Origin of the sequence: Rhizobium sp. RU33A, assembly GCF_900156055.1 — a bacterium.
GTDB lineage: Bacteria > Pseudomonadota > Alphaproteobacteria > Rhizobiales > Rhizobiaceae > Allorhizobium.
Map to the genome: position 1 here is coordinate 30,620 of NZ_FTMQ01000004.1, position 25,753 is coordinate 56,372.

General features: G+C 62.5%; 26 protein-coding genes and 1 tRNA gene. 20 read left to right on the forward strand and 7 right to left on the reverse strand.

The window, feature by feature from the left end:
- The first annotated feature begins 51 nt into the window (after positions 1–51).
- Both BW978_RS15440 and BW978_RS15445 read left to right on the forward strand, forming a co-directional pair.
- Positions 52–1,446, forward strand: coding sequence for a lipopolysaccharide biosynthesis protein (locus BW978_RS15440; RefSeq protein ID WP_076396632.1), 1,395 nt, complete (start codon positions 52–54; stop codon positions 1,444–1,446).
- Entirely contained in the window at positions 1,443–2,714 is a 1,272-nt protein-coding gene (locus tag BW978_RS15445; RefSeq protein WP_076396634.1) for a GNAT family N-acetyltransferase, read from the forward strand. Before BW978_RS15440 ends, BW978_RS15445 begins: the two co-directional genes overlap by 4 nt.
- Positions 2,715–2,747: 33 nt before the next feature.
- On the opposite strand, the gene BW978_RS15450 is transcribed toward BW978_RS15445, so the two are convergent.
- The 3 genes from BW978_RS15450 to BW978_RS15460 form a co-directional block, all read right to left on the reverse strand.
- Positions 2,748–4,382 carry an AMP-binding protein gene (locus tag BW978_RS15450; RefSeq protein ID WP_076396636.1) on the reverse strand — a complete coding sequence of 545 codons (1,635 nt, stop codon included), beginning with the start codon at positions 4,380–4,382 and terminating at the stop codon, positions 2,748–2,750.
- A gap of 191 nt (positions 4,383–4,573) precedes the next feature.
- A complete protein-coding gene (locus tag BW978_RS15455) occupies positions 4,574–5,065 on the reverse strand; it encodes a DUF2384 domain-containing protein (protein WP_139330569.1) in 492 nt (163 codons plus the stop codon).
- A gap of 22 nt (positions 5,066–5,087) precedes the next feature.
- Positions 5,088–5,172, reverse strand: a tRNA-Leu gene (locus BW978_RS15460).
- Between the two features lie 178 nt (positions 5,173–5,350).
- Between BW978_RS15460 and BW978_RS15465 the strand changes: the two genes are divergently transcribed.
- Both BW978_RS15465 and BW978_RS15470 read left to right on the forward strand, forming a co-directional pair.
- Entirely contained in the window at positions 5,351–5,932 is a 582-nt protein-coding gene (locus BW978_RS15465) for a YqaA family protein (RefSeq protein WP_076396640.1), read from the forward strand.
- 11 nt (positions 5,933–5,943) lie between these two features.
- Positions 5,944–6,459 carry a disulfide bond formation protein B gene (locus tag BW978_RS15470; protein WP_076396642.1) on the forward strand — a complete coding sequence of 172 codons (516 nt, stop codon included), beginning with the start codon at positions 5,944–5,946 and terminating at the stop codon, positions 6,457–6,459.
- 53 nt (positions 6,460–6,512) lie between these two features.
- On the opposite strand, the gene BW978_RS15475 is transcribed toward BW978_RS15470, so the two are convergent.
- Positions 6,513–7,070, reverse strand: a complete 558-nt coding sequence (locus BW978_RS15475) for an HNH endonuclease (protein WP_054149929.1) — start codon at positions 7,068–7,070, stop codon at positions 6,513–6,515.
- Between the two features lie 107 nt (positions 7,071–7,177).
- Positions 7,178–7,822: a DNA-3-methyladenine glycosylase family protein gene (locus BW978_RS15480; protein ID WP_076396644.1), complete on the reverse strand. Its 645-nt coding sequence runs from the start codon at positions 7,820–7,822 to the stop codon at positions 7,178–7,180.
- 44 nt (positions 7,823–7,866) lie between these two features.
- On the opposite strand from BW978_RS15480, the gene gluQRS reads away from it, so the two are divergent.
- On the forward strand, positions 7,867–8,763 hold the full coding sequence (gene gluQRS / locus BW978_RS15485; protein ID WP_076396646.1) for a tRNA glutamyl-Q(34) synthetase GluQRS: 897 nt from the start codon (positions 7,867–7,869) through the stop codon (positions 8,761–8,763).
- On the opposite strand, the gene BW978_RS15490 is transcribed toward gluQRS, so the two are convergent.
- Positions 8,734–9,627, reverse strand: coding sequence for a YihY/virulence factor BrkB family protein (locus tag BW978_RS15490; RefSeq protein WP_076396648.1), 894 nt, complete (start codon positions 9,625–9,627; stop codon positions 8,734–8,736). The two genes, gluQRS and BW978_RS15490, sit on opposite strands and share 30 nt — an antisense overlap.
- A gap of 93 nt (positions 9,628–9,720) precedes the next feature.
- Between BW978_RS15490 and BW978_RS15495 the strand changes: the two genes are divergently transcribed.
- The 12 genes from BW978_RS15495 to BW978_RS15550 all read left to right on the forward strand — a co-directional run bounded on the left by BW978_RS15495 (position 9,721) and on the right by BW978_RS15550 (position 21,994).
- Positions 9,721–10,545, forward strand: coding sequence for an SDR family oxidoreductase (locus tag BW978_RS15495; protein ID WP_076396650.1), 825 nt, complete (start codon positions 9,721–9,723; stop codon positions 10,543–10,545).
- 30 nt (positions 10,546–10,575) lie between these two features.
- On the forward strand, positions 10,576–10,773 hold the full coding sequence (locus tag BW978_RS15500) for a twin transmembrane helix small protein (RefSeq protein ID WP_076396652.1): 198 nt from the start codon (positions 10,576–10,578) through the stop codon (positions 10,771–10,773).
- Positions 10,774–10,777: 4 nt separating this feature from the next.
- Positions 10,778–11,356 (forward strand): cob(I)yrinic acid a,c-diamide adenosyltransferase, encoded by a 579-nt coding sequence (locus BW978_RS15505; RefSeq protein WP_076396654.1) that lies wholly within the window; start codon positions 10,778–10,780, stop codon positions 11,354–11,356.
- Positions 11,357–12,648: 1,292 nt separating this feature from the next.
- Complete coding sequence (locus tag BW978_RS15510; RefSeq protein WP_076396656.1) at positions 12,649–13,506, forward strand: rhomboid family intramembrane serine protease; 858 nt, start codon at positions 12,649–12,651, stop codon at positions 13,504–13,506.
- 174 nt (positions 13,507–13,680) lie between these two features.
- A complete protein-coding gene (locus tag BW978_RS15515; protein ID WP_076396658.1) occupies positions 13,681–14,430 on the forward strand; it encodes an electron transfer flavoprotein subunit beta/FixA family protein in 750 nt (249 codons plus the stop codon).
- A gap of 25 nt (positions 14,431–14,455) precedes the next feature.
- Positions 14,456–15,385 (forward strand): electron transfer flavoprotein subunit alpha/FixB family protein, encoded by a 930-nt coding sequence (locus tag BW978_RS15520; protein ID WP_076396660.1) that lies wholly within the window; start codon positions 14,456–14,458, stop codon positions 15,383–15,385.
- A 126-nt stretch (positions 15,386–15,511) separates the two neighbouring features.
- The gene (locus BW978_RS15525; protein ID WP_076396662.1) at positions 15,512–16,393 is read left to right on the forward strand and encodes a 3-hydroxybutyryl-CoA dehydrogenase; all 882 of its coding nucleotides are present in this window, start codon (positions 15,512–15,514) and stop codon (positions 16,391–16,393) included.
- 144 nt (positions 16,394–16,537) lie between these two features.
- On the forward strand, positions 16,538–17,521 hold the full coding sequence (cysP, locus tag BW978_RS15530) for a thiosulfate ABC transporter substrate-binding protein CysP (RefSeq protein WP_076396664.1): 984 nt from the start codon (positions 16,538–16,540) through the stop codon (positions 17,519–17,521).
- A 68-nt stretch (positions 17,522–17,589) separates the two neighbouring features.
- Positions 17,590–18,411: a sulfate ABC transporter permease subunit CysT gene (gene cysT, locus BW978_RS15535; protein ID WP_076396666.1), complete on the forward strand. Its 822-nt coding sequence runs from the start codon at positions 17,590–17,592 to the stop codon at positions 18,409–18,411.
- A 3-nt stretch (positions 18,412–18,414) separates the two neighbouring features.
- Complete coding sequence (gene cysW, locus BW978_RS15540) at positions 18,415–19,305, forward strand: sulfate ABC transporter permease subunit CysW (RefSeq protein ID WP_076396668.1); 891 nt, start codon at positions 18,415–18,417, stop codon at positions 19,303–19,305.
- Positions 19,302–20,324 (forward strand): sulfate/molybdate ABC transporter ATP-binding protein, encoded by a 1,023-nt coding sequence (locus BW978_RS15545; RefSeq protein WP_076396670.1) that lies wholly within the window; start codon positions 19,302–19,304, stop codon positions 20,322–20,324. The genes cysW and BW978_RS15545 overlap by 4 nt, the downstream gene beginning before the upstream one ends.
- 134 nt (positions 20,325–20,458) lie before the next feature.
- Positions 20,459–21,994 (forward strand): EAL domain-containing protein, encoded by a 1,536-nt coding sequence (locus BW978_RS15550; RefSeq protein ID WP_175616893.1) that lies wholly within the window; start codon positions 20,459–20,461, stop codon positions 21,992–21,994.
- A gap of 69 nt (positions 21,995–22,063) precedes the next feature.
- On the opposite strand, the gene BW978_RS15555 is transcribed toward BW978_RS15550, so the two are convergent.
- Positions 22,064–22,726 carry a thiol:disulfide interchange protein TlpA gene (locus tag BW978_RS15555; RefSeq protein WP_076396674.1) on the reverse strand — a complete coding sequence of 221 codons (663 nt, stop codon included), beginning with the start codon at positions 22,724–22,726 and terminating at the stop codon, positions 22,064–22,066.
- Positions 22,727–22,750: 24 nt separating this feature from the next.
- Here BW978_RS15555 and argH point away from each other — a divergent pair, with 24 nt between their 5' ends.
- The 3 genes from argH to lysA all read left to right on the forward strand — a co-directional run bounded on the left by argH (position 22,751) and on the right by lysA (position 25,734).
- Positions 22,751–24,154: an argininosuccinate lyase gene (argH, locus tag BW978_RS15560; protein ID WP_076396676.1), complete on the forward strand. Its 1,404-nt coding sequence runs from the start codon at positions 22,751–22,753 to the stop codon at positions 24,152–24,154.
- Between the two features lie 109 nt (positions 24,155–24,263).
- Positions 24,264–24,452, forward strand: a complete 189-nt coding sequence (locus tag BW978_RS15565; RefSeq protein WP_076396678.1) for an LPS translocon maturation chaperone LptM — start codon at positions 24,264–24,266, stop codon at positions 24,450–24,452.
- 13 nt (positions 24,453–24,465) lie between these two features.
- A complete protein-coding gene (gene lysA, locus BW978_RS15570; protein WP_076396680.1) occupies positions 24,466–25,734 on the forward strand; it encodes a diaminopimelate decarboxylase in 1,269 nt (422 codons plus the stop codon).
- Positions 25,735–25,753 lie beyond the last annotated feature (19 nt).

Genomic DNA, 25,753 nt, shown 5'->3' on the forward strand with positions numbered 1-25,753 from the left:
TCATCACTGGAGGCCATACCCGACCCAGCGAGAAGTATTGCGTCCGTACCGATGACTGTTCTGGAAACAGCGGAAAAATGGTTGCCCGCGGGCCCGCGTCTGGTACGCGCGCTCCGCGCTGAAGACGAGACGGCCCGCGCCCAGCGCATGGCCGCGATCGCCTTCGCCATCCGCGTCATCAGCGCCGCTATCGCCTTCGTTTCGCAGATCATCCAGGCCCGTCTGATGGGCGAATTCGAATACGGCATTTTCGTCTTCGTCTGGGTTCTGGTCGTTCTCGCCGGCAATTTCTCCTGCCTCGGCTTCCACACCGCCGTCATCCGCTTCCTGCCGCAATACGACCAGGACAAGGCCGATGCCGAGATCCGCGGCTTGACCTCCACCGCACGCCTCTTTGCCATGACGAGCGCCAGCATCCTGGCACTCGGCGGCATCGCGGCCCTGCATTTCTTCGGCAGCAGCATCGAGCACTATTACCTCGTGCCGCTCTTCCTTGCCGTTTTCGCCCTGCCGATGATCGCGCTTGGCGATGTGCTCGATGGCACCGCCCGGGCCAATCGCTGGGCCGTGCTCGGCTTGAGCCCCACCTATATTGTCCGCCCCGCCCTGATCCTTGCGTTCATGCTGCTCGCCGTGGCAAGCGGCAGACCGGCAACCGCAGTCACCGCCATGCAGGCAGCACTTGCCGCAACCTATCTCGCGACGCTGGGACAGTTCCTGCTCGTCGATCGACGCTTGTTGAACCGCTACGACCGTGGCGATCGCAAGGTCGATTTTGCCAGCTGGTTCAAGGTTGCCCTGCCGATCTTCTTCATCGAGGGCTTCGGCTTTCTCCTCACCAATTCCGATGTCATCGTCGTTGGCCTTTACCTGCCGCCAGACCAGGTCGCCGTCTATTTCGCAGCCGCCAAGACCATGGCACTCATGCAATTCGTCTTCTTCGCCGTGAAAGCCGGAGCCACGCCGCGTTTCTCGACCCTGATGGCCGAGGGAAACAGCCAGGGCCTCGCCGGTTTTGCGGGAACGGCCGCGCGCTGGAGCTTCTGGCCCTCGCTGGCCGTCGGCATCGTCGTCCTGATGCTCGGCGAGATGTTGCTCGGTCTCTTCGGTTCCGCCTTTACCGCCGGATACCTGCTGATGGTGATCCTCTTTGCCGGCAATATGGCCAAAGCCTTGGTCGGTCCGGCCGAAATGCTCCTGACCATGGCCGGGCGCCAGCAGCTCTGCGTCGCGGTCTATTCGGTGGCTCTCGCCTGCAATATCGGCCTCAATATTACGCTGATCCCCGCCTGGGGACTCGCCGGCGCCGCCACCGCGACCGCCACGGCCATGGCCGTGGAAGCCATCCTGCTGCATGTCGCGGTCCGCCGCGCACTCGGGATCGTCGTCTTCGCCTTTGCCGATCCGCATGCCCTGACGCCCCCCACGGAGGCCGTCCGCCCATGACCGACAGCATCTACGACGAGAGCATGAACAGCGGCGCCAACCGCCTGGTCGGCAGCCTGGCAGGTGCCCGCGTAAAGCCCGTTGCGGAGACCGAGGTCGCCACCGGCCGCCCCGGCCGTCGTCTGAGCGTCTATCCGAGCCAGATGGGCTACGAGCTTCAGGACGAACTCGACTACCTGACCTATCGGGTGATGGAAGCCAATGTCTTCTTCGCCCCCCGCTTCCTCGCCCCGGCCATGCCGCGGCTCGAGGAGCGCCAGGTGCGTTTTGCCGTCATCCGTGACGAGGACGAGCGGCGCTCGCGCCTGCGCCTTCTCTTTCCCTTCTCGATCGAAAAGCCCGGCTTCTCCGTCGGTCCCTCGATCATTCGCGTCTGGGCCAATCCCTTCGGGCCGCTCGGCACGCCGCTGGTCGATGCCGAAGGGGCGGCGGAGACCATCGACAATATGCTCGATGCACTTGTGGCGCCGGAGATGCGCCTTCCCAACGTGCTCGTCATTCCGGATCTGCGCCTCGAAGGACGTTTCGCCCAGCTCGCCCGTGCCGTGGCGCTCGCCCGCGACCTGCCTCTGACCGTCACCAACGAATATCAACGGCCCATGCTGCAGAGCTATGTGGATGGCCCCGCCTATCTGCAGTCGACGCTCAGCAAGAGCCACCTGCGCGAGATGCGGCGCCAGGCGAAGCTCCTCTCCGCCCAGGGAACGTTGAGCTACAACGTCGCCCGCCAGCCGGAAGAGATCCGTCTGCGGATGGAAGAGTTTCTGGCGCTGGAAGCGAGCGGCTGGAAAGGTCGCAAGCGCTCCGCCATGGTCAACGACCGCCTGCGTGCAGCCTTTGCCCGCGAGGCCATCACCAATCTTGCCGAGGCCGATGCCGTGCGTATCCACACGCTCGACCTTGATGGTCGCGCGATCGCCTCCATGGTCGTCTTCATCATGGCCGGCGAGGCCTATACCTGGAAGACCGCCTATGACGAGCGCTATGCAAGGTTCTCGCCCGGCAAGCTGTTGATGGCGGATCTCACCGAATGGCATCTCGATGATGCCAACATCGAGCGTACCGACAGCTGTGCGGCCCCCGATCACCCGATCATGAGCCGCTTCTGGGCGGAGCGCGAGGCCATGGGAACCCTGGTGATCGGCCTGAAAACAAATGCCGACCGTGACGTGCGTCAGGTCGGTGCACAGCTGCACATGTATCGCAACACGCGCAACATCGCCCGCATCCTGCGCGACAAGGTACTCAATCGCCGCTTCGGCGGCTGATCGCCGCGGTAGCATTGAGCGATCTCCACCGCATCAGCTCGCCTTGGCGATCTCCTGATCCCGCAGCAACCGACGGATCACCTTGCCGCTGGTCGTCAGCGGAAGCTCGGTGACGAATTCCACCTCGCGCGGATATTCGTGCATCGACAACCGGCTCTTCACCCAGTCGCGGATCTCCGCCGACAAGGCCGCCTGCGCTGTGTATCCGTCCTGCAGCACGACGAAGGCCTTGACGATCTCGGTCCTTAGAGGATCCGGTTTGCCGATGACGGCTGCGAGCCGGACGGCCGGGTGCCCGATCAGGCAGTCCTCGATCTCGGCCGGTCCGATTCGATAGCCAGACGACGTGATCACGTCGTCGTCGCGGCCGAAAAACTGCACATAGCCGTCTTCGTCCTGGCGTCCAAGATCGCCGGTCTTCATCCAGTCGCCGACGAATTTCTCCTCCGTCGCCTTGGGATTATTCCAGTAGCCGAGGAACATCACCGGATCCGGACGCTTGATCGCCACCTGACCCGTTTCGCCGGCCGGCAATTCCCGACCCTCGGCATCGATGATCGCGACGTCATGGCCCGGCACCGCCTTGCCGATGAAGCCGCCCTTGGAGACCCCGAGATGGGCCGCCGAGGACAGCACGAAATTGCATTCCGTCTGGCCGTAGAACTCGTTGGGCACGATGCCGAGCGCCGTCTTCACCCATTCATAGGTTTCCCGCCCGAGCGACTCGCCCGCTGACCCGATACTGCGCAGCACAAGATCATAGGCCTCGCGGGGCTTGTCGACCGCCTTCAGCAGCCGGAGCGCGGTCGGCGGGATGAAGGCATTGCGCACCTTCATCGCGGCCATGATCCGGAAGGCCATGTGCGGATCGAATTTCTGCGCCGGCGAGGAAACGACCGGCACGCCGAGCATCAGCGCCGGCAGAAGCGCATTGAGCAGACCACCGGCCCAAGCCCAGTCGGAGGGTGTCCAGATCTTGTCGTCAGGCTGCGGCAGATAGTCATGCGCCAGCTGAAAGCCGGGGATGTGACCGGCCAGAACGCGATGCCCGTGCAGCGCGCCCTTGGGTGGCCCCGTCGTCCCCGAGGTGTAGATCATCAGCGCCGGCATATCGGGACCGCTTTCGGCGATCTCGAAGACATCAGGCCCTCGGTCGATCAGTGCCCGCAACGCGATGACGTCGGGACCGGCACCATCGATGGAAATCACTCTTTGCAGGGCAGGAAGGCGTGCCTTGATCGTCTTCAGCCGCTGTAATCCGAAGGCGTTCGTCACGATGACCTTGGCCCCGGCATCCCGCAGCCGGTATTCCAGCGCATCTTCGCCGAAGAGCAGCGCCAGCGGCAGCGCAATCGCACCCATCTTGTAGATCGCCACATGCGCGATCACGGTCTCGAAACATTGCGGCAGAAGCAGCGCCACCCGATCCCCGGCCACGACGCCGAGGTCGGCCAATCCATGCGCGAGTGCCGAGGATTGCGCCGCAAGCGCGCCATAGGTCATCGTGAGGTGGTCGCCGTCGGGCGAGAAATGTTGAAGACAGATGCGCTCGGGCGCCTTTGCGGCCCAATCGTCGGACACCACCCGCCCGATGTTGAATTTGGCAGGGATGTCCCAACGAAAATCGCGGCGAAGCGCCTCGAATGTATCGCGCGGCTCAAGCAGCATGGCTGAGATTCCGGATCGTCATGCTGTATCTGCTAACATTCATCTCGCAGATGCACAATAACGGGCTGAATTGAGCGTTAATCACCTATCCAGCAGTGGCTGCGCATTTGACGCCACTTGCCGCAACGACGAGCAGAACTGAAGGACTTTCATCCGGAGGTCTTGGGCAGCGACGGAGGCCGCCCGGGCACTCAGGCCTTGCTCTGGGTCGCTTCCGCGCGCATCAAGGCAACCAGTGCCTTCAACTCACCGGCACGCACCATCTGGGCTGGCGTGCGACCGCCGAAAGCGTCCAGATGCTGGCTGCGGTACCACTTTTCGGCGGTTTCCTTTGAGCCGAGCCGCTTCAACGCAAGCGTCAGAACCAGTGCCTTGGAATCGGCGGGCGAAACCGTACCGGCCTCGATCGCCGCATCGATACGTGCGACCTGCGACTGGACTGACTGCTGCCGTAGCTGCTGGCGCATAGCCGCAATCTGCGGCGCGACAGGCGCCACGATGTTGATCTTCTGCTTTCCGTCAACAGCAGCGAGAGGCGACGCGGCCGGGGATGCAGCCGTCTGCGGCTTGCCTTTGCCCTTGGCGGCAACGGGCTGAGTCGGCGCCTTCGGCAACAGGCCGGCATCCACCACCACCTGCTGCACAGGCTGCGCCATACGGATCTTCTTGCCGGTATTGCTCATGCCTTCTGCCTTTTTGAGATTGTGGTGCCCCATGCCGGAATCGAACCAGCACTCCTTTCGGAACTCGATTTTGAGTCGAGCGCGTCTACCAGTTCCGCCAATGGGGCACATGAGCGTCGGATGGACAGCGCCGGACTATACGAGCCGGGGTGCAGCGGTCAACGCCTTTTTCGAGATCCCTTCACGCAATCGTTCACCGCTCGCGTCCGACGCGGCGCCAGCACCATTTACACGCAGCCATGCGCCCCCTAGAACGCCGTGAACCATCTACCCACGGAAGCCTCAATGCTGCGTCGTATGTATGATTGGACGATGTCACTTGCCGGCACTCGCCACGCCGATCGGGCCCTTGCTGGCGTCTCGTTCATCGAAAGCTCCTTCTTTCCGATCCCGCCGGATGTCCTGCTCATTCCGATGGTCATCAAGCGCCGGGACCACTGGTTCCGGCTGGCCCTTCTCTGCACGCTTGCATCCGTCCTAGGTGCATTTCTCGGTTATGCCATCGGCATGTTCCTGTTCGAGGCAATTGGGCGCCCTATCCTCGCTTTCTACGGCAAGGAGGATGCCTTCGAACAGGTGGCGGGCTGGTACAACACCTGGGGTGGCTGGGGTGTGCTCTTTGCTGCGATCACACCTTTCCCCTACAAGGTCCTGACCATCTTCTCCGGCGCCACGGGGCTGAATTTCCTCGTTTTCACCATTGTCAGCATCATTGGCCGCGCGTTCCGTTTCTTCCTCGTAGCCTTCCTGCTGAAGCTCTATGGCGAACCCATTCGCCTCTTCATCGAGAAATATCTCGGTCTTCTTTTTACCCTTTTCATGCTGCTGCTGATCGGCGGCTTCTACCTCGTGAAATTCGCCCTATGAGAGTGTTGCAGATGAACTCGATCCTGATACCCCTGAAGTCCGATGGCGCGCTTGCCGCCTTGCTTACCTTCGGCATGGCACTCGTCGTGGGCTCCGCGCTCGGCTTCGAGCATATCGGCGGCTATATCCCCTGTGCGCTCTGCCTGATGCAGCGCAATCCCTACTATATCGGCATTGGATTGGGCGTCCTGGCCATCCTCTCCGCCGTCTTCCGGCTGCCGCCAGTCGTCACGAAGCTCCTGCTGATCGCCATCGCCATCACCATGCTGATCAGCGTCGGCATGGGCATCTACCATTCTGGCGTCGAGTGGAAGTTCTGGGAAGGCCCGTCGACCTGCGCGATCGGCGCAACCGGTGGCGACACGCCCGTCAACGTGCTGGAAGCCTTGAACGCCACCAAGGCGCCCTCCTGCACCGAAGCAACGCTTCGCGTGCTGGGACTGTCCTTCGCCGGATGGAATGTGCTGACGAGTGCAGCCCTCGCAGCCCTTGCGCTCTGGGGCGTCTTCCGCAAGCCCGCCGTCTGAAGCGGATCCAAGGCGGCGCAATCGCGCCGCCGCCACTCGAGCGGATACGAGCCTTACGGCTGCAGCTCGGTATCCCAGTAGAGATAGTCCATCCAGCTTTCGTGCAGGTAGTTCGGCGGGAAGAGCCGGCCGTTGTTGTGCAGGTCCTGCACCGTCGGCCGGTAGGGCGCCTGATGCGGATGCATGCCGGCCTGCCTGGGGAGCTTCGATCCCTTGCGCAGATTGCACGGCGAGCAGGCCGCGACGACATTCTCCCAGGTCGTCTCACCGCCATGGGCGCGCGGAATGACATGGTCGAAGGTCAGGTCGTCGGGCGAACCGCAATACTGGCATTCGAACTTGTCGCGCAGGAAGACATTGAAGCGCGTGAAGGCCGGATTCCGGGTCGGCTGAACATAGGTCTTGAGGCTGACCACGCTCGGCAGTCGCATCGAGAAACTCGGCGAGCAGACGGAGTGATCATACTCGGCGATGATGTTCACACGGTCGAGGAAGACCGCCTTGATCGCGTCCTGCCAGGACCAGAGCGACAAGGGATAATAACTCAGTGGCCGGTAGTCGGCATTCAGAACGAGCGCCGGCAGGGCCTGGGGAGAAACTGCAATCGTCAAGGGGTACTCCTGATCGATTCGGCATCTGCCCTTCTATATTAGGTCCGTTGTTACAGCATTGTGAAGCCTGAATCTTTGAGCCGCCTTGCGACGTCTCGGCGCGCCCCTCAGCGGGGCAAGGCAGTACGACCTGTGATGCGGGCATAATGCGCCCAGAACAGCCGTGCAGCGACTGATCGGACGGGCGCCCAGGCTTCAGCCAGCTCCGCCACAAGTTCGGGGGCAGGCCGTTCTCCGGCAAAGAAAACATCGCCCACCGATATCCTGAGTGCCACGTCGCCGACCGGGAATATGTCAGGATGGCCGCCGCAGAACATCAGGTAAACCTCGGCCGTCCAGGGGCCGATACCCTTCAGACCAGTCAGCGCTGCGATCGCGGTCTCCGCCGGCATTTCCGCCAGCTCATCGAGCCGGAAGGGTCCGCCGAGATCGGCCTTGGCGGCCTCTTCCAGCGCCTGCGCCTTGCCGCGCGACAGGCCGAAGGTCCCGATCAGTTCCGGGCCGAGCGCCAGATAATCTTCCGCCAGCGGCCGGTTTCCCAAGACCGCCGTCATACGCCGCCATATCGCGTCGGCGCTGGCCCGCGACACCATCTGCGAGACGATGATCGAGGCGAGCCCAGCAAATCCCGGCGGCGACAGGCGAAGCGGCAGCGGACCGCAGGCGTCTGCGATCGGACAGAGCCGGGGATCGCGTGTCAGCAAAAGGGAAAGCCCCGCAGCGAGATCGGCCTCGCATCGGATCGTCGTCAAACCCGTCCCCTTTTCCTCATTCCACTCTCATGCGAAGGAAAAGCATGACCGAACGCGATCGTCAAACCACCGGACAGGATGCCCCCGTCTTTCGTTTCGCGCCTAGCCCCAATGGCCGGCTGCATCTCGGCCATGCGCTCTCTGCTCTGTTGAACGCCGATATGGCCGAAAAAATGGGCGGGTGCCTTCTGCTGCGCATCGAGGATATAGATCTGACGCGCTGCACGCCGCACCTCGATCAGGCGGTTATCGAGGATCTCATGTGGCTCGGCATCCCCTTCGAACGGCCCGTCCGCCGCCAGTCGGAGCATTTCCCGCTCTATCGCGAAGCTCTCGATAGGCTGCAAGCAATGGGGCTGGTCTATCCCGCCTTCCTGACCCGCGGCGAGGTGAAGGCCCGTGTCTCGGCCTTCGAGCGCGAGGGTGGCCTGTGGCCACGCGACCCCGACGGCGCGCCGCTCTATCCGACAGAGGAGCGCATGCTGTCAGAGGCAGAGCGGGCCGAAAAACTGGCAACGGTCGAACGTTATGCCTGGCGGCTCGACATCGACAAGGCGCAGCGTCTCATCGGAAAACCTCTCACCTGGCAGGAAACCGGCGACGGGCCGGGAGGCGAGATCGAGGTGGATCCGGCCGCCTGGGGTGATGTGGTGCTCTGGCGCTCCGACGCGCCGGCAAGTTACCACCTGGCCGTCACGGTCGATGATGCAGCCCAGGGCGTCACCCATGTGGTGCGTGGCCTCGACCTCTTCCATGCGACATCGATCCATCGCCTGCTGCAGACCCTGCTCGGCCTGCCCGAGCCCCTCTACCACCATCACCGGCTGATCCCTGGGCCCGATGGCCGCAAGCTGTCGAAAAGCCTCGGCGACACGGCCTTGTCGGCGCTCAGAGCAGAGGGCAAGACGCCGTCAGATATTCGCGCCATGGTCGGGATTTGAGATCCCGCCTTCCGGCAGGGTCTTGACCGGCACCACCTTGAATTTCATTAGCGCCGCGTTGAATTCTGCGCCGATGATGAAGATCGCGCCGACCATGTAGAGAAAGACCAGCACGATCATGATCGAGGCAAGACCGGCATAGGTCGCCGCATAATTGGCGAAAGCGGCGAGGTAGTAGGCAAACAGAAGCGCGCCGACGAGCCAGAGCGCCAGCGTCAGGAGCACGCCAGGCAATACGTCGATCAGTCGCCGCCGGCCGGCCGGCAGGCCGAGATGGAAGACCACGAGCGCCAGAACGAGGAAAAGAACCGTTCCGTAAACCCGCCAGTTGGCGACGGTCGCGAGAAAATCCTTGAGGAAGGGAAAGAGGTTTTCCGCATAAGCCAGCGCCACGGGCACGGCGACGAGGAGCGCGCTGATCGCTGCCAGCACGACGACGGCGGCCAGCACGAAACCGAGGCTGACGAGCCGCGTCACATACCACGGTCGCGTCTCCGCCACGCGGTAAGCGCGGTTGAGCGAGACGCGCAGCGCCTCCACCCCGTTCGACGCGAAATAGGCGGCAGCCAGCACAGAGATGGTCAGAAGCCCACCGCGCGGAATAGTCAGCACCTGCACCACCTGGTCGGACAGCGGCTTGGCGATGGTCTCCGGCCAGGTGTCGAAAATCAGATGCACCGCCGTCTCGGCGAACTGGTCGGCGCCGAGGAAACTCGCAAGCGCCGTACCGAAGATCAGGAATGGAAAAAGCGCGAGAATAGCCGACAGCGCGACATGGCTCGCCATCGCCCAGCCGTCGTCCTCGGTGAAATGCCAGAACGCGTCAAAGCCGACCTTGTAGAGCATACGCAGGAAAGTCGGCATCCAGTCTCCTCAAGAACGCGGGGCACGATTGCAGGCTGGGGCCGAATATGGGAAACCCATCGCCGTTTGCAAAGCAATAACGAGGTTTTCCCCGTGAAGAGCATCATCGTCACCGGTTGTTCCTCCGGCATCGGCGCCTATTGTGCCGAGGCCCTCAAGCGTGACGGCTGGCGGGTCTTTGCGACGGTGCGCAAGCCGGAAGACCTGGGCGCGCTCGAGGCGAAGGGCATTGAGGCCCTCCTCCTGGATTACACCGATCAAGCCAGCATCGAAGCCCTTGTCGCGACCGTGTTCGAGCGCACCGGCGGCCGGCTCGACGCGCTCTTCAACAATGGCGCCTATGGCCAAGCGGGTGCGGTGGAGGATCTGCCGACGGAAGCGCTGAGGGAGCAGTTCGAGACCAATCTCTTCGGCTGGCACGATCTGACCCGCCGGGTGATCCCGGCGATGCGGGCACAAGGAGAGGGCCGCATCGTGCAATGCTCCTCGATCCTCGGCATCATCCCCTATCGGTGGCGCGGCGCCTATACGGCCTCGAAGTTTGCGCTCGAGGGCCTCTCGCTCACGCTTCGCATGGAACTCGAGGGCTCCGGCGTGCAGGTGAGCCTGATCGAACCCGGCCCGATCGAAAGCCGCTTCACCGCCAATGCGCTCCACCACATCCGCCGCGTGATCGATCTGGAAAACTCCGTGCATGCCGAGGATTACCGCCGTCAACTGGCGCGACTCGATGGCACAGGCCCCGTCAACCGCCACAAACTCGGGCCGGAGGCCGTCTACAAAGTCCTCACCCACGCCTTGACCGCCCGCCGCGCCCGCCCACATTATCTCGTGACCAAGCCGGCCAAGCAGGGGGCCCTGATCAAACGCTGGCTGCCGGCAGACCTCTTTTATCGACTGATGCGCTCGCTGGACTGACCGGCGACGAACAAAGGCTCATCCCACGTTATGTCCACATTCACCTATGTCCTCGCCATCATCGTCATGGGGCTCGTCGCCCTTGTCCTCGTTCGAGGCCTCTTCAACATGCTGAAGGGCGGCGACGGCAATACATCCAACAAGCTGATGCAGGCCCGTATCGTGCTGCAGGCGATCGCGATCGCGCTGATCATGCTGACACTCTGGCTGACGGGCGGGGGACGCTGAAACCATGGTCAAACTCAACAAGATCTACACCCGCACCGGCGATGACGGCACCACGGCACTGGTCACCGGCCCGCGCCGCCTGAAGCACGACCTGCGCGTCGACGCCTATGGCACGATCGACGAGACCAATTCGGCGATCGGCATCGCCCGGCTCCACACGGGAGAGATGCCGGAACTCGACGCCATGCTGATGCGCATCCAGAACGATCTCTTCGACCTCGGCGCGGACCTCGCGGCCCCGGAAACCGGCGAGGTTCTGTCCTACGAGCCGCTCCGCGTCATCGAGGCCCAGGTCGACCGGATCGAGAAGGAAATCGACCAGCTGAACGCCGATCTCGATCCGCTGAAATCCTTCATCCTCCCCGGCGGCACGCCGGCTGCAGCCTATCTGCATCTGGCCCGCACCACCTCCCGCAGGGCTGAGCGCATCATGGTCGAACTCTCCCGTTTTGACGGCGAGGAAGTGGGCGCGCCGGCGCTGAAATATGTGAACCGGCTGTCGGACTTTTTGTTCGTGGCGGCACGTCATGCGAATGACGGCGGAAAGGCGGATATTCTGTGGGTGCCGGGGAAAAACAGGTAGGCGACGATATATCTCCCCCCTTGCTGGGGAGACTTCGGAGCGTTGGCCGAAGCCCAGAAATCGATCCAGTGAATCGATATCAGCGAACGGAGGCCTGAGCGCGACGCCGCGCGAAGGCTGTGAGAGGAATTGGCCCGATCAGGGCCAAACCTCAGATTTCGCACGAGGGGGCTTAGTGAGGTTTCTTCCTCGGGAACTTTGCCCCTCTCTTGGAAAATCTGAAGTTTAGGCGGCTTGCGCTCGCCTAAGCCTTCGATTTTCCGTTCTCCCCCACAAGGGGTGAGATAGGACCCCGTAGGCGCTTCGGCTCCCTCATGCTGAGGTGCCCGCGTGAAGCGCGGGCCTCGAAGCATCGCTCTTTCTTTTTGTATCTGTGGCCTCGCCCTTCGAGGCCGGGCACGCCCGGCACCTCAGGGTGAGGGTGATCTGTCGATTTCAAAAATCCCAAGCTTCGCCGCCGGTCGGGATCGCTCCCTCCGGATAGGCTGAAACTTGTCTCGGACGAGGCGCCAGAAGCAACCTGTCTAAGTAAGTAATGTGGCTCCTTCCGGCGCCTCGTTCGGCGTTTTTTCCCGCTGCATGCGTCTCTCTGGCAAGGCGGCGACGGTCTTCGGGACCTTCGTCCCGAGGAATGACCGGGCGCGGGTCCGGCTGCGGCGTCACCGTGAGATGACGCGTCAGCCTGGCCGGTGGCCCGGGAGGTTCCCGCCGGATGGTGCACCAATCCGACCGGGACCCTCGCCCGGGGGATGTTGGTCTGGTCATTTGCGACCGGCCATCATCCCCGCCGTTTAATTCGCCCCGCCGTCTGGATGTTCGCGACGGCGTTGGCGCCTTGTCTGTGTGCCTCTGAGGCACGTCCTTCCGATCGGGGTATCCGGTGAAGAGGCATCCGACCCCGTCACCTTAGTATCCAGCCCCACGTCCGGAGGGAGACCGTTGCAGCGGGCCGGGACTTCGAGTCTGCGACAACCCTCCACCCCGGCGCCGGCCCCGCCTCGCCTGACATCGCATCGTCAGGTGTATCCGAGGGCGGGACGGGGATGAGTCTACGAGGGTGGAAATGGGCGGGGATGAAAAAACATATCGGGGTTTGATTTTACTTGGGATTTTCTCAAACTCATCCCCCTTTTTTCAGGCGGATACGTCGAGTTTGTAGCTTTGCCCCTCACCCTACCCTCTCCCCGCAGGCGGGGAGAGGGGAAGCGCCGCTCGCTTCATCCCCCCTGTCCCCATCCCCCAAGCTGCGCTAGGTTCTACGCATCCATCTCCGGCGAACCCGACGAGGCGCGATGTTCATTCCCCTGCATGACCGAAACGCGCTGAAGCACATCCGCAAGCAATATGTGACGCTGGGGCTGATTCTGGCCAATGTCGTGACCCATGCGCTGGCGACGCTGGCGCCGGAGGCGCTCTACGAGATCGGGGTTTATGGCATGGGCTTCATCCCGGCCGTCGCCTTCGATATTGCCGAGCTCGATCCGCGGCTGGTGCTGGTGCCGGAGGGGGCGACCTACGTCACCTATTCCTTCCTGCATGGAAGCTGGCTGCATCTGGGCTCCAACATGCTTTTCCTCTGGGTCTTCGGCGACAATGTCGAGGATGCCATGGGGCACTTCAAGTTTCTGTTCTTCTATCTCGCCTGCGCGGCCGCCGGTGCCTTTTTCCATGCGCTGGTGGTACCAACAAGCCAGGCCCCACTGATCGGGGCGTCAGGCGCCGTCTCCGGTGTGGTGGCTGCCTATCTGATGCTCCATCCCAAGGTGCGCGTCTGGGTGCTGGTCTTCATGCGCTTTCCGCTGCCGCTCCCGGCATTCATCCCGCTTCTCTTCTGGGTGGGCCAGCAATTCGTGATGCTGGTCATCGACCGCGACAGTAATGTGTCCTGGGGCGCCCATGTTGGCGGCATCATCGCCGGGGCGATCCTGGTGCTCTTTTTGCGACGTCCGGGCGTGCCGCTCTTCGACCGGGCGATCGTGACACCCAAGGCTGTCGAGCACGCAGCGCCCACGGTTGATGTCGCGACCGTCGGCCCCTGGGGCCAAAGACCGGCCGGCCACCAGCCGGTCCGGGAGAGGGACGAGGCCGAAAACGGCGCAAAAACCACGGCATCGCAACCGGTTCGCAAGGTAACCCACTGGGGACGATGACAAGAGGTCGCGGCCGCAAAGTATTGACGTGAACGTCAACGTAAATTATTGCTGTCCGTCAAACGGCATCGATCGTTGTGTTTGGGAAAAAAATGCGTATCGATGTCGCCAATCGACAAACGGCGGAACGCATCAGCGCGCATTTTCCGACAGAAGATTTGAAGAGAGGAACCCATGAAGATACTCGTCCCAGTCAAGCGGGTTGTGGATTACAACGTCAAGATCCGCGTCAAGCCAGATGGTTCCGGCGTCGAGCTCGCCAACGTCAAGATGTCCATGAATCCGTTCGACGAGATCTCCGTCGAGGAAGCCCTGCGGCTGAAGGAAGCCGGCAAGGCCGAAGAAGTGGTGATCGTGTCGATTGGCCCGGCCAAGGCCGAGGAAACCATCCGCACCGCACTCGCCATGGGCGCTGACCGCGGCATCCTGATCGAGACAGACGAAGCCGTCGAGCCGCTCGCCGTCGCCAAGCTCCTGAAGGGCGTGGTCGAGGCTGAGGCTCCGGGCCTCGTCATCGTCGGCAAGCAGGCGATCGACGACGATTCGAACCAGACCGGCCAGATGCTGGCGGCTCTCCTCGGCTGGGGCCAGGCAACGTTTGCCTCCAAGCTCGAACTCGGCGCCGACAAGGCGACCGTGACCCGCGAAGTCGACGGCGGTCTGCAGACCATCGACGTCACGCTGCCGGCGATCGTGACGACCGACCTTCGCCTCAACGAGCCGCGTTATGCTTCGCTGCCGAACATCATGAAGGCCAAGAAGAAGCCGCTCGACAAGAAGGCTCCGGCCGATTTCGGCGTCGACGTTGCCCCGCGCCTCAAGGTTCTGAAGACCGAGGAGCCGGGTGGCCGCAAGGCAGGCATCAAGGTGAAGAGCGTCGCCGAACTGGTGGACAAGCTCAAGAACGAAGCCGGCGTATTGTAAGCGGAACGGACAGGAGAAACGTAAAATGGCTATTCTTCTTCTCGCAGAACACGACAACGCGACCGTCTCCGAACAGACCGCGAAGGCGCTCACAGCCGCCACCAAGATGGGTGGCGACGTGCATGTGCTGGTGGCAGGTTCCGGCGCCAAGGCTGCCGCCGATGCGGCCGCAAAGCTCTCGGGCGTTTCCAAGGTGCTGCTCGCCGACGACGCATCGCTCGGCAACAACCTTGCAGAGCCGCTCGCGGCCCTCATCGTTTCGCTGGCAGGTTCCTATGACACGATCATCGCGGCTGCGACCTCAGTCGGCAAGAACGTGATGCCGCGCGTCGCCGCCCTGCTCGACGTCATGCAGGTGTCTGAAATCACCGAAGTGGTTTCGGCCGACACCTTCAAGCGTCCGATCTATGCCGGCAACGCCATCCAGACCGTCCAGTCGACCGATGCCAAGAAGGTGATCACCGTTCGCACCGCCTCCTTCGCCGCTGCTGGTGAAGGTGGTTCGGCATCCGTCGAGACCATTTCGGCGGCTGCCAATCCCGGCGTATCCAGCCATGTTTCCGATGCGCTGTCCTCGTCCGACCGTCCTGAACTGGCGTCTGCCAAGATCATCATTTCCGGTGGCCGTGCGCTCGGCTCCTCGGAAAAGTTCCAGGAAGTCATCCTGCCGGTGGCCGACAAGCTCGGCGCCGCTGTCGGTGCGTCTCGTGCGGCCGTCGATGCAGGCTACGCCCCGAACGACTGGCAGGTCGGCCAGACCGGCAAGGTGGTTGCCCCGCAGCTCTACATCGCCTGCGGCATCTCCGGTGCCATCCAGCACCTTGCCGGCATGAAGGATTCGAAGGTCATCGTCGCGATCAACAAGGACGAGGAAGCGCCGATCTTCCAGGTCGCCGATTATGGCCTCGTCGCCGACATCTTCGAAGCCCTGCCGGAGCTCGAGAAGGCGCTCTGATCACCCTTTCGCACCTGCGAAAGGACTGGTCAAAGAACCCTTTGCGGTCTATCAATCAGCCGGGCCCGCGATAAACGGGCCCGGCATTTTATTGGGTGAAGTCTGGAACGGGTGAGGAGCGAGACGATGACGGGAAAGATCAGCAACGTGGGTGTCGTGGGTGCCGGCCAGATGGGCTGCGGCATCGCACAGGTCTCCGCCGCCGCCGGCTACAAGGTCACGATCTACGACCTCTCCAAGGACAGGATCGAAGCCGGTCTCGCCACGATCAACGGCAATCTCGCCCGCCAGGTAACCAACGGCAAGATCACCGATGAACAGCGCAAGGCGGCCCTTGCCCTGATTTCGGGCTCGTCCGACGTCAACGACCTCGCCCCAGCCGATCTCGTCATCGAGGCGGCGACCGAAGATGAAAGCGTCAAGCGCAAGATCTTCGCCGCCCTCTGCCCGGTGCTCAAACCCGAAGCGCTGATCGCGACCAACACCTCCTCTTTGTCGATCACCCGCCTTGCCTCTGCCACCGATCGGCCGGAGCGCTTCATGGGCATCCATTTCATGAACCCTGTTCCGGTCATGAAGCTCGTCGAACTGGTTCGCGGCATTGCCACTGACGAAACCACCTTCGCCACCGCCAAGGACTTCGTCTCCTCGCTCGACAAGACGATCACGGTGGCCGAAGACTTTCCGGCCTTCATCGTCAACCGCATCCTTCTGCCGATGATCAACGAGGCGATCTACACGCTGTATGAAGGCGTCGGCTCGGTCGAAGCGATCGACACGGCAATGAAGCTCGGTGCCAACCACCCGATGGGCCCGCTGCAGCTGGCCGACTTCATCGGTCTCGACACGTGTCTTTCGATCATGCAGGTGCTGCATGAGGGCCTCTCGGACTCGAAGTACCGTCCCTGCCCGCTGCTGGTCAAATATGTCGAGGCCGGCTGGCTGGGTCGCAAGTCGGGCCGCGGCTTCTACGACTACCGCGGCGAAGTGCCGGTTCCGACACGCTGATGGACCATTCCGGCGGGGGACCCTCCGGCGGAAAGATATTTGCCCCTCCGGGCAATCATTGGTCGGCCATTCCTCGGAAGAGGCGGGCCGACCCTCTAGTTTGCGGAGCAGATAGAGATCCCCCGCATACCGGAGTACCAGTCCATGAAACGCCTCCTGCTTTTGAGCGCCGCTCTTGTCGCCCTCTCCCTGCCGGTTTCGGCCAGCGCCGCTGACAAGCTGCTCAACGCCTCCTATGACATCGCCCGCGAGATCTTCGCCGCCCAGAACGAAGCCTTCATCAAGGCCAATCCGGGCGTCAGCATCGATCAGTCGCATGGCGGCACCTCGCGTCAGGCACGCGCCATCGTTGAGGGTCTGGAAGCCGACGTCGTCACTTTCAACCAGGTGACCGACGTCGAATTCCTGGCCAAGAACGGTTTCATCAACGAAGGCTGGCAGTCGGAATTCCCGAACAATGCCTCGCCCTTCTATTCCTTCCCGTCCTTCCTGGTACGCGCCGGCAACCCGAAGAACATCAAGGACTGGGACGATCTCGCCCGCGACGACGTGCAGGTGATCTTCCCCAACCCGAAGACCTCGGGCAATGCCCGCTACACCTATCTGGCGGCAACGGCCTATGCGAAGGAGAAGTTTGCCGGCGACGAGGCCAAGGTGACCGAATTCGTCGAAAAGATCTTCGACAACGTGCCGGTCTTCGACACCGGTGGCCGCGCCGCGACGACGACCTTTGTCGAGCGCGAGACCGGTGACGTGATCATCACCTTCGAAGCCGAGACCAAGTCAATCGCCAAGCAGTATGGCGAGGACAAGTTCCAGCAGGTCGTGCCGTCGGTGAGCCTGCTTGCCGAATTCCCGGTCGCGATCGTCGACAAGGTCGCCGATGCCAAGGGAAGCCAGGAACTCTCCAAGAAGTATCTCGACTTCCTCTATTCGCCGGAAGGTCAGAAGATAGCCGCCGATTTCGGCCACCGCGTCCATGACGAAGCAATTGCTGCCGAATACAAGGACCAGTTCCCCGAGATCCGTCTCGTCACCGTCGAAGACGTCTTCGGCGGCTGGGCCAAGGTTTCCGAGGAGCATTTTGCCGAGGGTGCCATCCTTGATGGGATCTATGGCAGCCGCTAAGCACGGTTTCAGATCGATTTCAGGACCGGCGGATCATCCGCCGGTCTTCTCATGAAAGGACGACGACGTTGAAACGCCGCGTATTGCCGGGCTTCAGACTGTCCCTCGGGATCACGCTGGTCTATGCCGCGATCATCATCCTGCTGCCGCTGGCAGCCCTGATCTTCAAGGCGGCGAGCCTCGGACCCGCAGACTATTGGCGCATCGTCTCTTCCGAACGCGCCGTCGCGAGTTATGGCGTGACGGTCGGCTCGGCGCTGGTGGCGACCCTGTTCAACCTTGTCTTTGGTCTCGCGCTCGCCTGGGTTCTCGTGCGTTATCGCTTTCCAGGACGCCGCATTGTCGATGCGCTGGTCGACCTGCCATTTGCGCTGCCGACGGCCGTTGCCGGCATCTCGCTCACCACGCTGTTTGCCTCGAATGGCTGGTTTGGCGCAGCACTGGGCGAGATCGGCATTAAGGTCGCCTATACGCCCCTCGGCATCATGGTCGCCATGGCCTTCACCAGCCTGCCCTTCATCGTGCGCACGGTACAGCCGGTGCTGGAAGAGCTCGACCCGGCGCTCGAAGAAGCCGGCCAGACGCTCGGCTCCAGCGACTGGTCGATCTTCCGCCGCGTGATCCTGCCGCTTCTGACGCCAGCACTGCTTGCCGGCACCTCGCTTGCCTTCGCGCGCAGCCTCGGCGAATTCGGCGCGATCATCTTCATTGCCGGCAACCAGCCCTTCTCGACCGAGATCACGGCACTTCTCGCCTTCATCCGGCTTGAGGAATACGACTATCCGGCCTCCGCCGCGATTGCCTCGGTCATGCTGATCGCCGCCTTCGTGATGCTGGCGGTCACCAACTACATGCAGGCCCGCGCGCTGCGCTACACGGTGAAAGGCTGAACCATGAGCCACGTCACAAAGACACGACGCCCACCGCGCGTCGGCGATGCGCCCCTCTTCAAATACACGCTGATCGGGGCGGTACTGCTTCTCGTCTTGTTCTTCGTGGCCGCCCCCATGGCGGTGATCGGCATCGAGGCCTTCTCCAAGGGCGTGCCGTTCTTCCTCGAGACAATCGCAGACCCCGACACGCGCCATGCGATCTGGCTGACGGTGATGACGGCACTGATCGCCGTACCCTTGAACACCATGTTCGGCGTGGCTGCGGCCTGGGCGATCACCAAGCACGACTTTCGTGGCAAGCGGTTGCTCACCATCCTGATCGAGATCCCCTTCTCGGTATCGCCTGTTGTCGCCGGCGTCGCCTATCTCTTTGTCTATGGCCTGCAGGGCATTTTCGGCCCCACCCTCGATAGCGCCGGGCTGAAGATCCTCTTTGCGCTACCGGGTATCGTGCTCGCCTCGATGTTCGTGACGGCACCCTTCGTCGCGCGCGAACTGATCCCGCTGATGCAGGCGCAAGGACGTGATCTCGAAGAGGCGGCTACCTCGCTCGGCGCAAGCGGCTTCCGCACCTTCTGGTCGGTGACATTGCCGAACATCAAATGGGCGATGCTTTACGGCGTCGTGCTCTGCAATGCGCGTGTGATGGGTGAATTCGGCGCCGTGTCGATCGTCTCCGGCAACATCCGTGGCCAGACGAACACGCTGCCGCTGCATATCGAGCTGCTTTACCAGGACTACAACGCCGTCGGCGCCTTCGCTGCCGCCTCAATGCTCGCCGCGCTGGCACTGGTCACGCTCGTGGCCAAGGTTCTGCTCGAACGCCAGGGCGCAGGACGCCGGAACCGACCGGCCACGCTCGCCGGCAATACTTCGGAGATGAATTCGTGAACATTCGCCTCGACACGGTCGTCAAGACCTTCGAAACCTTCCGCGCCGTGCATGGCGTGTCGCTCGACATCAAGAGCGGCGAACTGGTGGCGCTGCTCGGGCCTTCCGGCTCCGGCAAGACGACCATCCTGCGCATGGTCGCCGGCCTGGAGTTTGCCGATGGCGGCCAGATCCATTTCGGCGACGACGATGCGACTAACATTCCCGTGCGCGACCGCGGCGTCGGCTTCGTCTTCCAGCATTATGCCCTGTTTCCGCATATGACGGTGGCCGAGAATATCGCCTTCGGCATGAAGGTGTCGAAGGTGAAGCGTTCGACCGCCGACATCGATCGCCGCGTCGAAGACCTGCTCTCTCTCGTACAGCTCGCAGGGTTGGGCGAACGTTTCCCCGGCCAGATCTCCGGCGGCCAGCGCCAGCGCGTGGCACTCGCCCGTGCGCTCGCCGTCGATCCGCGCGTGTTGCTGCTCGACGAGCCCTTCGGCGCACTCGACGCCAATGTCCGCCGCGACCTGCGCCGCTGGCTGCGTTCCATCCATGACGAACTGGGCATCACCACGCTCTTCGTCACCCATGACCAGGAAGAGGCACTCGACCTCGCCGATCGCGTCGTGATCCTCGACAAGGGCAAGATCGTTCAGCAGGGCACGCCGGAAGAGGTCTGCCGCCATCCAGCGAACGCCTTCGTCATGCGCTTCCTCGGCGACACCAATGCGCTGAGGGCGAGTGTGTCAAATGGACAGGCGACCGTCGGCAACATGACCTATGCCGCGGAAGGTTTGAAAGACGGCCCGGCCGAGCTTCTCTTCCGTCCGACGGATGTCGTGTGGAGCGACGACGCATCGAAGGGTGTGGCGGCGACCATCGAGCGGGTTCTCGACCGCCCGGGCTCGCGTCGGGTGCTGGCCAGGACCGCGGGCGACACGATCGTCGAATTCGACGCATCCCCGGACTTTGCCAAGGCAAAGGGCGATCAGGGCTTCATCGAAATTCTGCGACCGCGGATTTACGAGCTGTGAGCCACGCTCCGCTGCTCTCCTGATTGTGACTACGCCAGAAACGGGCGACGCTTGGGCCTTTGAGCCAATCTTAAGGATTGCCTGCCAGCCTTGCCGTCATGGGTGGCCGCGTGACGACGAGAGTTCGACTGAAATTGACCGCAGCGTCCCTGGCGCTTGCGGCGCTCGTCGCTGGCAGTCTTTGGCTGATCGCGCAGTCTTTCGTCGCTCAGGCGAACCGGCAGCAACTGAATGACATATTGACGGCCGCTGTTGTCCGGCTGGAGCGCCAGATCGATCTTGCAGTCATGAGCATGGGCGAGCTTGGTGCACAGGGTCCCTATGGCTGCTCGCCGTCCGTCAACAAGGCCATCGAAGACATAGCCTTCCGTTCCGTCTCCATCCGGGAAATCCGTGTTTTCTCGGCAAAGGCGACATGTTGGGCCGACAATGCCCATGAACAGGTCTTTCAGGCGGCCCTCGCTGCATCCGATCCAGTGCCCGCGATCAATCCAGCCTATGAACTGGCTCCCATCGAGGCCGGGGAATGGAAAGGCCTGATGGTGCGATGGACGACCGAGGATGGCAGCCTGACCGCCTTCCTCGCCACGGCAGGTCTTCTCTTCGACATCCTGCCCGGCGAGCTGCGCGACCATGCCTTGATGGAGATGACGCTCAGCAATCAGCAGGTCGTATCGAGCTATGAGCCAGAGGGCGCTACGGGACTGGACGGACCGTTTGGCGAATTCATGAAGGCCTCCGAGCGCTATCCCATCCGCGTTAGGCTGATGATCGACGAGGCTGTCATCGGGTCGTGGAACAGCAGCTTCGGCAGCGACATCATCGTGATCGCCGGGCTGTTTTCGCTCGGACTGGGTTATCTTGGCGCCAGAGGACTGGTGCGTCCGCCAACGCCGCTGCGGCAGCTGGACGACGCTCTATCCAGAGGACATGTACATCCGGTCTACCAGCCGCTCTTCTGCCTTGCGACCGGCCGGATGACCGGTTTCGAAATGCTGGCGCGCTGGACCAAGCCCGATGGCGGCAGCGTCTCGCCGGCAGTCTTCATTCCGCTGGCCGAGAACAATGGTCGGATCGACAGGTTGACATCAGTCCTCCTCGGCAGGGCAGGCTCAGAGATTGGCGACTTGCTCCGACGCCACGAGACACTCAAGCTTTCGTTCAACGTGACCCCGGACCAGCTTCTCGGTGCAGGATTTGTCGAGAACCTGGCCGCAACGATCGCAAAAGCCGGGTTGAACCCGATCCAGTTGGTCATCGAGATCACGGAACGTCAGCCGATTTCCGACTTCGAGTCTGCATTGCAGGTTGCGCGGGAACTGGCAACGCTTGGGATAAGGCTGGCGATCGACGATGCAGGAACCGGGCATAACGGACTCTCATCCATTCATGCCCTTCAGGCCCATTATCTGAAAATCGACAAATACTTCGTCGACGGCGTGGCCCTCGACAGGAAGTCCAGCGTTCTGGTCGAAGCGCTGATCTCGCTTGCCGAGAAATTCGGCATGGAGGTCGTGGCCGAAGGGATAGAGACCGAAGAACAGCGGAGCAAGCTCCTGGACCTCGGCATCAAGGAGGGTCAGGGTTATCTCTACGCCAAGCCTTTGCCGGCGAGCGACCTGATTGCCAGGGTCGAGAATAGCCTGACGCCTCTGCCGAAAGCAGCCTAGTGAGCGAGCACGGCGCCGTCTGCCGAGCAAGGCCGGACAGCTTCCCCCACCTCATGCGCTAGAATTCGGTCACTGCGTCGCGGCAGCCGTCACCAGCGCCTTGGCGTCCGCGCCGTCCCAAACGGCAGGGCCGTTCATGCTGCCGAGCAGACAGCCCTTGCCATCGACAAGCAGCGTGACCGGCAGGCCGAAGGCGAGCCCCTCGCGCTTCAACTGGTTGAAGACACCCATGGAAGCGTCGCGATAAAGGCCGAGTGCGTCGACGCCGGTTTCCTCGAGGAAGGTCTGCGGCTTTTCGACATCGCCGGTGTCGATGTTGATGGCGAGCACCTGGAAGGCCTCCCCGCCAGTTGCCTCCTGCAGGTTGTTGAGAGCTGGCATTTCCTCGCGGCAGGGCACGCACCAGGTGGCCCAGAGATTGATCAGCACTGTCTTGTCGGCGAAGTTCGCCATGGTCATCGGTGTACCTTCCTTGTCCTGGAAGGTCAGCCCCTGGATGAGCTTCGGTTCGCTGACTGGGATCATCGCTGCGACATCGCCTTTGAGGTATGGCGTGATGGCTTCTGCCCTGGCGACAGAACCCTCGCATTGGGCGGCATCCGCAGTCTCCACGGCATTGCCAGACATGGTCTGCTTCACGTATACCGCAGCCGCGCCGGCGACGATGCCGGCCACCGCCGCAATCGCAACCAGCTTGGTGGGGAAGAGACCCTCAGGTCTTTTTTCTGTCATGTCATTCTCCAGGACGGGCACTTCATGGCCGAGGACTTTACAGACACCAAATCCTCCAACCAGATGTGGGGCGGTCGCTTCGCCTCCGGCCCTTCGGCCATCATGGAGGAGATAAATGCCTCCATCGGTTTCGACAAGAAGCTTTACGCCCAGGATATCCGCGGCTCAAAGGCGCATGCGACCATGCTGGCGCACCAAGGCATCATCTCTGCTGAAGATAAAGACAAGATCCTTCACGGCCTGGACACGATCCTGTCAGAGATCGAAAGCGGTCAATTCGTCTTTTCGCGCAAGCTTGAAGACATCCATATGAACGTCGAGGCGCGCCTTGCCGAGCTGATCGGCTCCGCCGCCGGCCGCCTGCACACGGCCCGCTCGCGCAACGACCAGGTGGCGCTCGACTTCCGCCTGTGGGTGAAGGAAGAGCTGCAGAAGACGGAACAGGCATTGTCCGGCCTGATCGCGGCTTTCCTCGACCGCGCCGAAGAACATGCAGACACCGTCATGCCCGGCTTCACCCATCTCCAGACGGCCCAGCCGGTGACCTTCGGGCATCACTGCATGGCCTATGTCGAGATGTTCGGCCGCGACCGCCAGCGCGTGCGCCACGCCATCGAACACCTCGACGAAAGCCCGATCGGGGCTGCAGCGCTTGCCGGCACAGGCTACAACATCGACCGCCACATGACGGCGAAGGCCCTCGGCTTCCGCGAGCCGACCCGCAACTCGATCGACACCGTCTCCGACCGCGATTTCGCGCTGGAATTCCTGTCGATCGCCTCGATCTCAGCCGTGCACCTGTCGCGGCTCGCCGAAGAGATCGTCATCTGGTCGACGCCGCAATTCGGCTTCATCCGGCTGTCGGACGCGTTTTCGACCGGCTCCTCGATCATGCCGCAGAAGAAGAACCCGGACGCCGCAGAACTGGTGCGCGCCAAGACCGGCCGCATCAACGGCTCGCTGGTTGCGCTTCTGACCGTGATGAAGGGCCTGCCGCTCGCCTATTCCAAGGATATGCAGGAAGACAAGGAACAGGTCTTCGATGCGGCCGAAAGCCTGGAACTGGCGATTGCTGCGATGACCGGCATGGTCACCGACATGACCATCCGCACCGACAAGATGAAGGCTGCCGCAGGTTCGGGTTACTCGACCGCGACGGATCTCGCCGACTGGCTGGTCCGCGAAGCCGGCCTGCCCTTCCGTGACGCGCATCATGTGACCGGCAATGCGGTTGCCATGGCAGAGAAGAAGGGTTGCGATCTCTCGGAGCTTTCGCTGGAAGAACTCCAGAGCATCAATGCGGCAATCACGGCCGACGTCTTCAACGTCCTGACGGTGGAAGCCTCGGTCGCGAGCCGCAAGAGCTTTGGCGGCACGGCGCCCTCGGAAGTGCGCAAGCAGATTGCCTGGTGGCGGGCGCGCAACTGAGAATGCAATTGATCACTCGCACTTGCGGGACACATCACGAGATCAGGGGTGCACAAGCGCCCCTTTTTTCGCTAGAGCCTAGAGCAACAACATTTCTATGGACCGGGTCATGGTGAATTCGCTGAAACGCACGACGCTTACGCTCTCTCTTGTGCTGGCCGCCTCGCTGGCTCTGTCCGCCTGCGGCCGCAAGGGCGACCTCGACCCGCCGAGCACACCTGCGAGCCAGCAGAACCAGCGCGGCGCCGAGGCGCCGACCACGCCGGACAGCCCCTTCCTTCTTGATCCGCTTCTCTGACAGGGCTTAACCCGTGAACCATTTCGAGTATCGCGACGGCGTCCTATACGCCGAAGGCGTGGCCATCCCGGAGATCGCGCGCGCCGTCGGCACGCCCTTCTACTGCTATTCGACGGCGACGCTGGAGCGTCACTACAAGGTCTTTTCCAAGGCTTTTGATGGCGTCGATGCCCTCGTCTGCTACGCGATGAAGGCCAATTCCAACCAGGCCGTCCTGAAAACGCTGGGTCGCCTTGGCGCCGGCGTGGACGTGGTCTCGGAAGGCGAGCTCCGCCGCGCGCTGGCAGCCGGAATCCCGGCAGAGCGCATCATGTTCTCCGGCGTGGGCAAGACGCCGAGCGAGATGGATTTAGCACTCGAAGCCGGCATCTACTGCTTCAACGTCGAGAGCGAGCCGGAACTGGAAGTCCTGAACCAGCGGGCCATCAAGGCCGGCAAAAAGGCGCATGTCTCCTTCCGCATCAATCCTGATGTCGATGCCAAGACCCATGCCAAGATCTCGACCGGCAAGAAGGAAAACAAGTTCGGCATTTCCTATGAACGCGCCCGCGCCGTCTATGCACGGGCAGCGACACTGGAAGGCATCCAGGTTTCCGGTATCGACATGCATATCGGCAGCCAGATCACCGATCTGCAGCCCTTCGAAGACGCCTTCCGCCTGCTGCGCGAACTCGTCGAGACGCTGCGTGGCGACGGGCACAGCATCGATCACGTCGATGTCGGCGGGGGTCTCGGCATTCCCTACAAGGACGACAACAATCCGCCGCCGGAACCGGACGCCTATGCGAAGATCGTCAAGGACCAACTGTCGAGCCTCAATTGCCGCATCGTCACCGAGCCCGGTCGCCTGATCGTCGGCAATGCCGGTATCCTGGTGACGGAAGTGATCTATGTGAAGGACGGCGGCGACAAGACCTTCGTCATCGTCGATGGCGCGATGAACGACCTCATTCGCCCGACGCTCTATGAGGCCTATCACGAGATCAAGCCGGTGGTGATTTCGGCAGCGAACGCGCCACGGATCAAGGCGGATGTCGTGGGCCCCGTCTGCGAGACCGGCGACTACTTGGCACTCGACCGCGAGATGGCGATGCCGAAGCCGGGCGATCTGATCGCGGTCGGCTCCGCCGGCGCCTATGGCGCCGTGCAGGCCGGCACCTACAACACCCGCCGTCTGGTGCCGGAGGTGCTGGTGAACGGCAACGAGTTCCACGTGATTCGCCCGCGTCCGACCTATGAGGACCTGATCGCGCTCGACAGCGTGCCCGACTGGCTGGCCTGATCCATTCACAATTCGGCGA

Coding starts and splice junctions, on each gene's coding strand:
- BW978_RS15440 (WP_076396632.1), top strand. CDS start 52: ATGACTGTTCTGGAAACAGCGGAAAAATGGTTGCCCGCGGGCCCGCGT.
- BW978_RS15445 (WP_076396634.1), top strand. CDS start 1,443: ATGACCGACAGCATCTACGACGAGAGCATGAACAGCGGCGCCAACCGC.
- BW978_RS15450 (WP_076396636.1), bottom strand. CDS start 4,382: ATGCTGCTTGAGCCGCGCGATACATTCGAGGCGCTTCGCCGCGATTTT.
- BW978_RS15455 (WP_139330569.1), bottom strand. CDS start 5,065: ATGAGCAATACCGGCAAGAAGATCCGTATGGCGCAGCCTGTGCAGCAG.
- BW978_RS15465 (WP_076396640.1), top strand. CDS start 5,351: ATGCTGCGTCGTATGTATGATTGGACGATGTCACTTGCCGGCACTCGC.
- BW978_RS15470 (WP_076396642.1), top strand. CDS start 5,944: ATGAACTCGATCCTGATACCCCTGAAGTCCGATGGCGCGCTTGCCGCC.
- gluQRS (WP_076396646.1), top strand. CDS start 7,867: ATGACCGAACGCGATCGTCAAACCACCGGACAGGATGCCCCCGTCTTT.
- BW978_RS15490 (WP_076396648.1), bottom strand. CDS start 9,627: ATGCCGACTTTCCTGCGTATGCTCTACAAGGTCGGCTTTGACGCGTTC.
- BW978_RS15500 (WP_076396652.1), top strand. CDS start 10,576: ATGTCCACATTCACCTATGTCCTCGCCATCATCGTCATGGGGCTCGTC.
- BW978_RS15505 (WP_076396654.1), top strand. CDS start 10,778: ATGGTCAAACTCAACAAGATCTACACCCGCACCGGCGATGACGGCACC.
- BW978_RS15510 (WP_076396656.1), top strand. CDS start 12,649: ATGTTCATTCCCCTGCATGACCGAAACGCGCTGAAGCACATCCGCAAG.
- BW978_RS15515 (WP_076396658.1), top strand. CDS start 13,681: ATGAAGATACTCGTCCCAGTCAAGCGGGTTGTGGATTACAACGTCAAG.
- BW978_RS15520 (WP_076396660.1), top strand. CDS start 14,456: ATGGCTATTCTTCTTCTCGCAGAACACGACAACGCGACCGTCTCCGAA.
- BW978_RS15525 (WP_076396662.1), top strand. CDS start 15,512: ATGACGGGAAAGATCAGCAACGTGGGTGTCGTGGGTGCCGGCCAGATG.
- cysP (WP_076396664.1), top strand. CDS start 16,538: ATGAAACGCCTCCTGCTTTTGAGCGCCGCTCTTGTCGCCCTCTCCCTG.
- cysW (WP_076396668.1), top strand. CDS start 18,415: ATGAGCCACGTCACAAAGACACGACGCCCACCGCGCGTCGGCGATGCG.
- BW978_RS15555 (WP_076396674.1), bottom strand. CDS start 22,726: ATGACAGAAAAAAGACCTGAGGGTCTCTTCCCCACCAAGCTGGTTGCG.
- argH (WP_076396676.1), top strand. CDS start 22,751: ATGGCCGAGGACTTTACAGACACCAAATCCTCCAACCAGATGTGGGGC.
- BW978_RS15565 (WP_076396678.1), top strand. CDS start 24,264: ATGGTGAATTCGCTGAAACGCACGACGCTTACGCTCTCTCTTGTGCTG.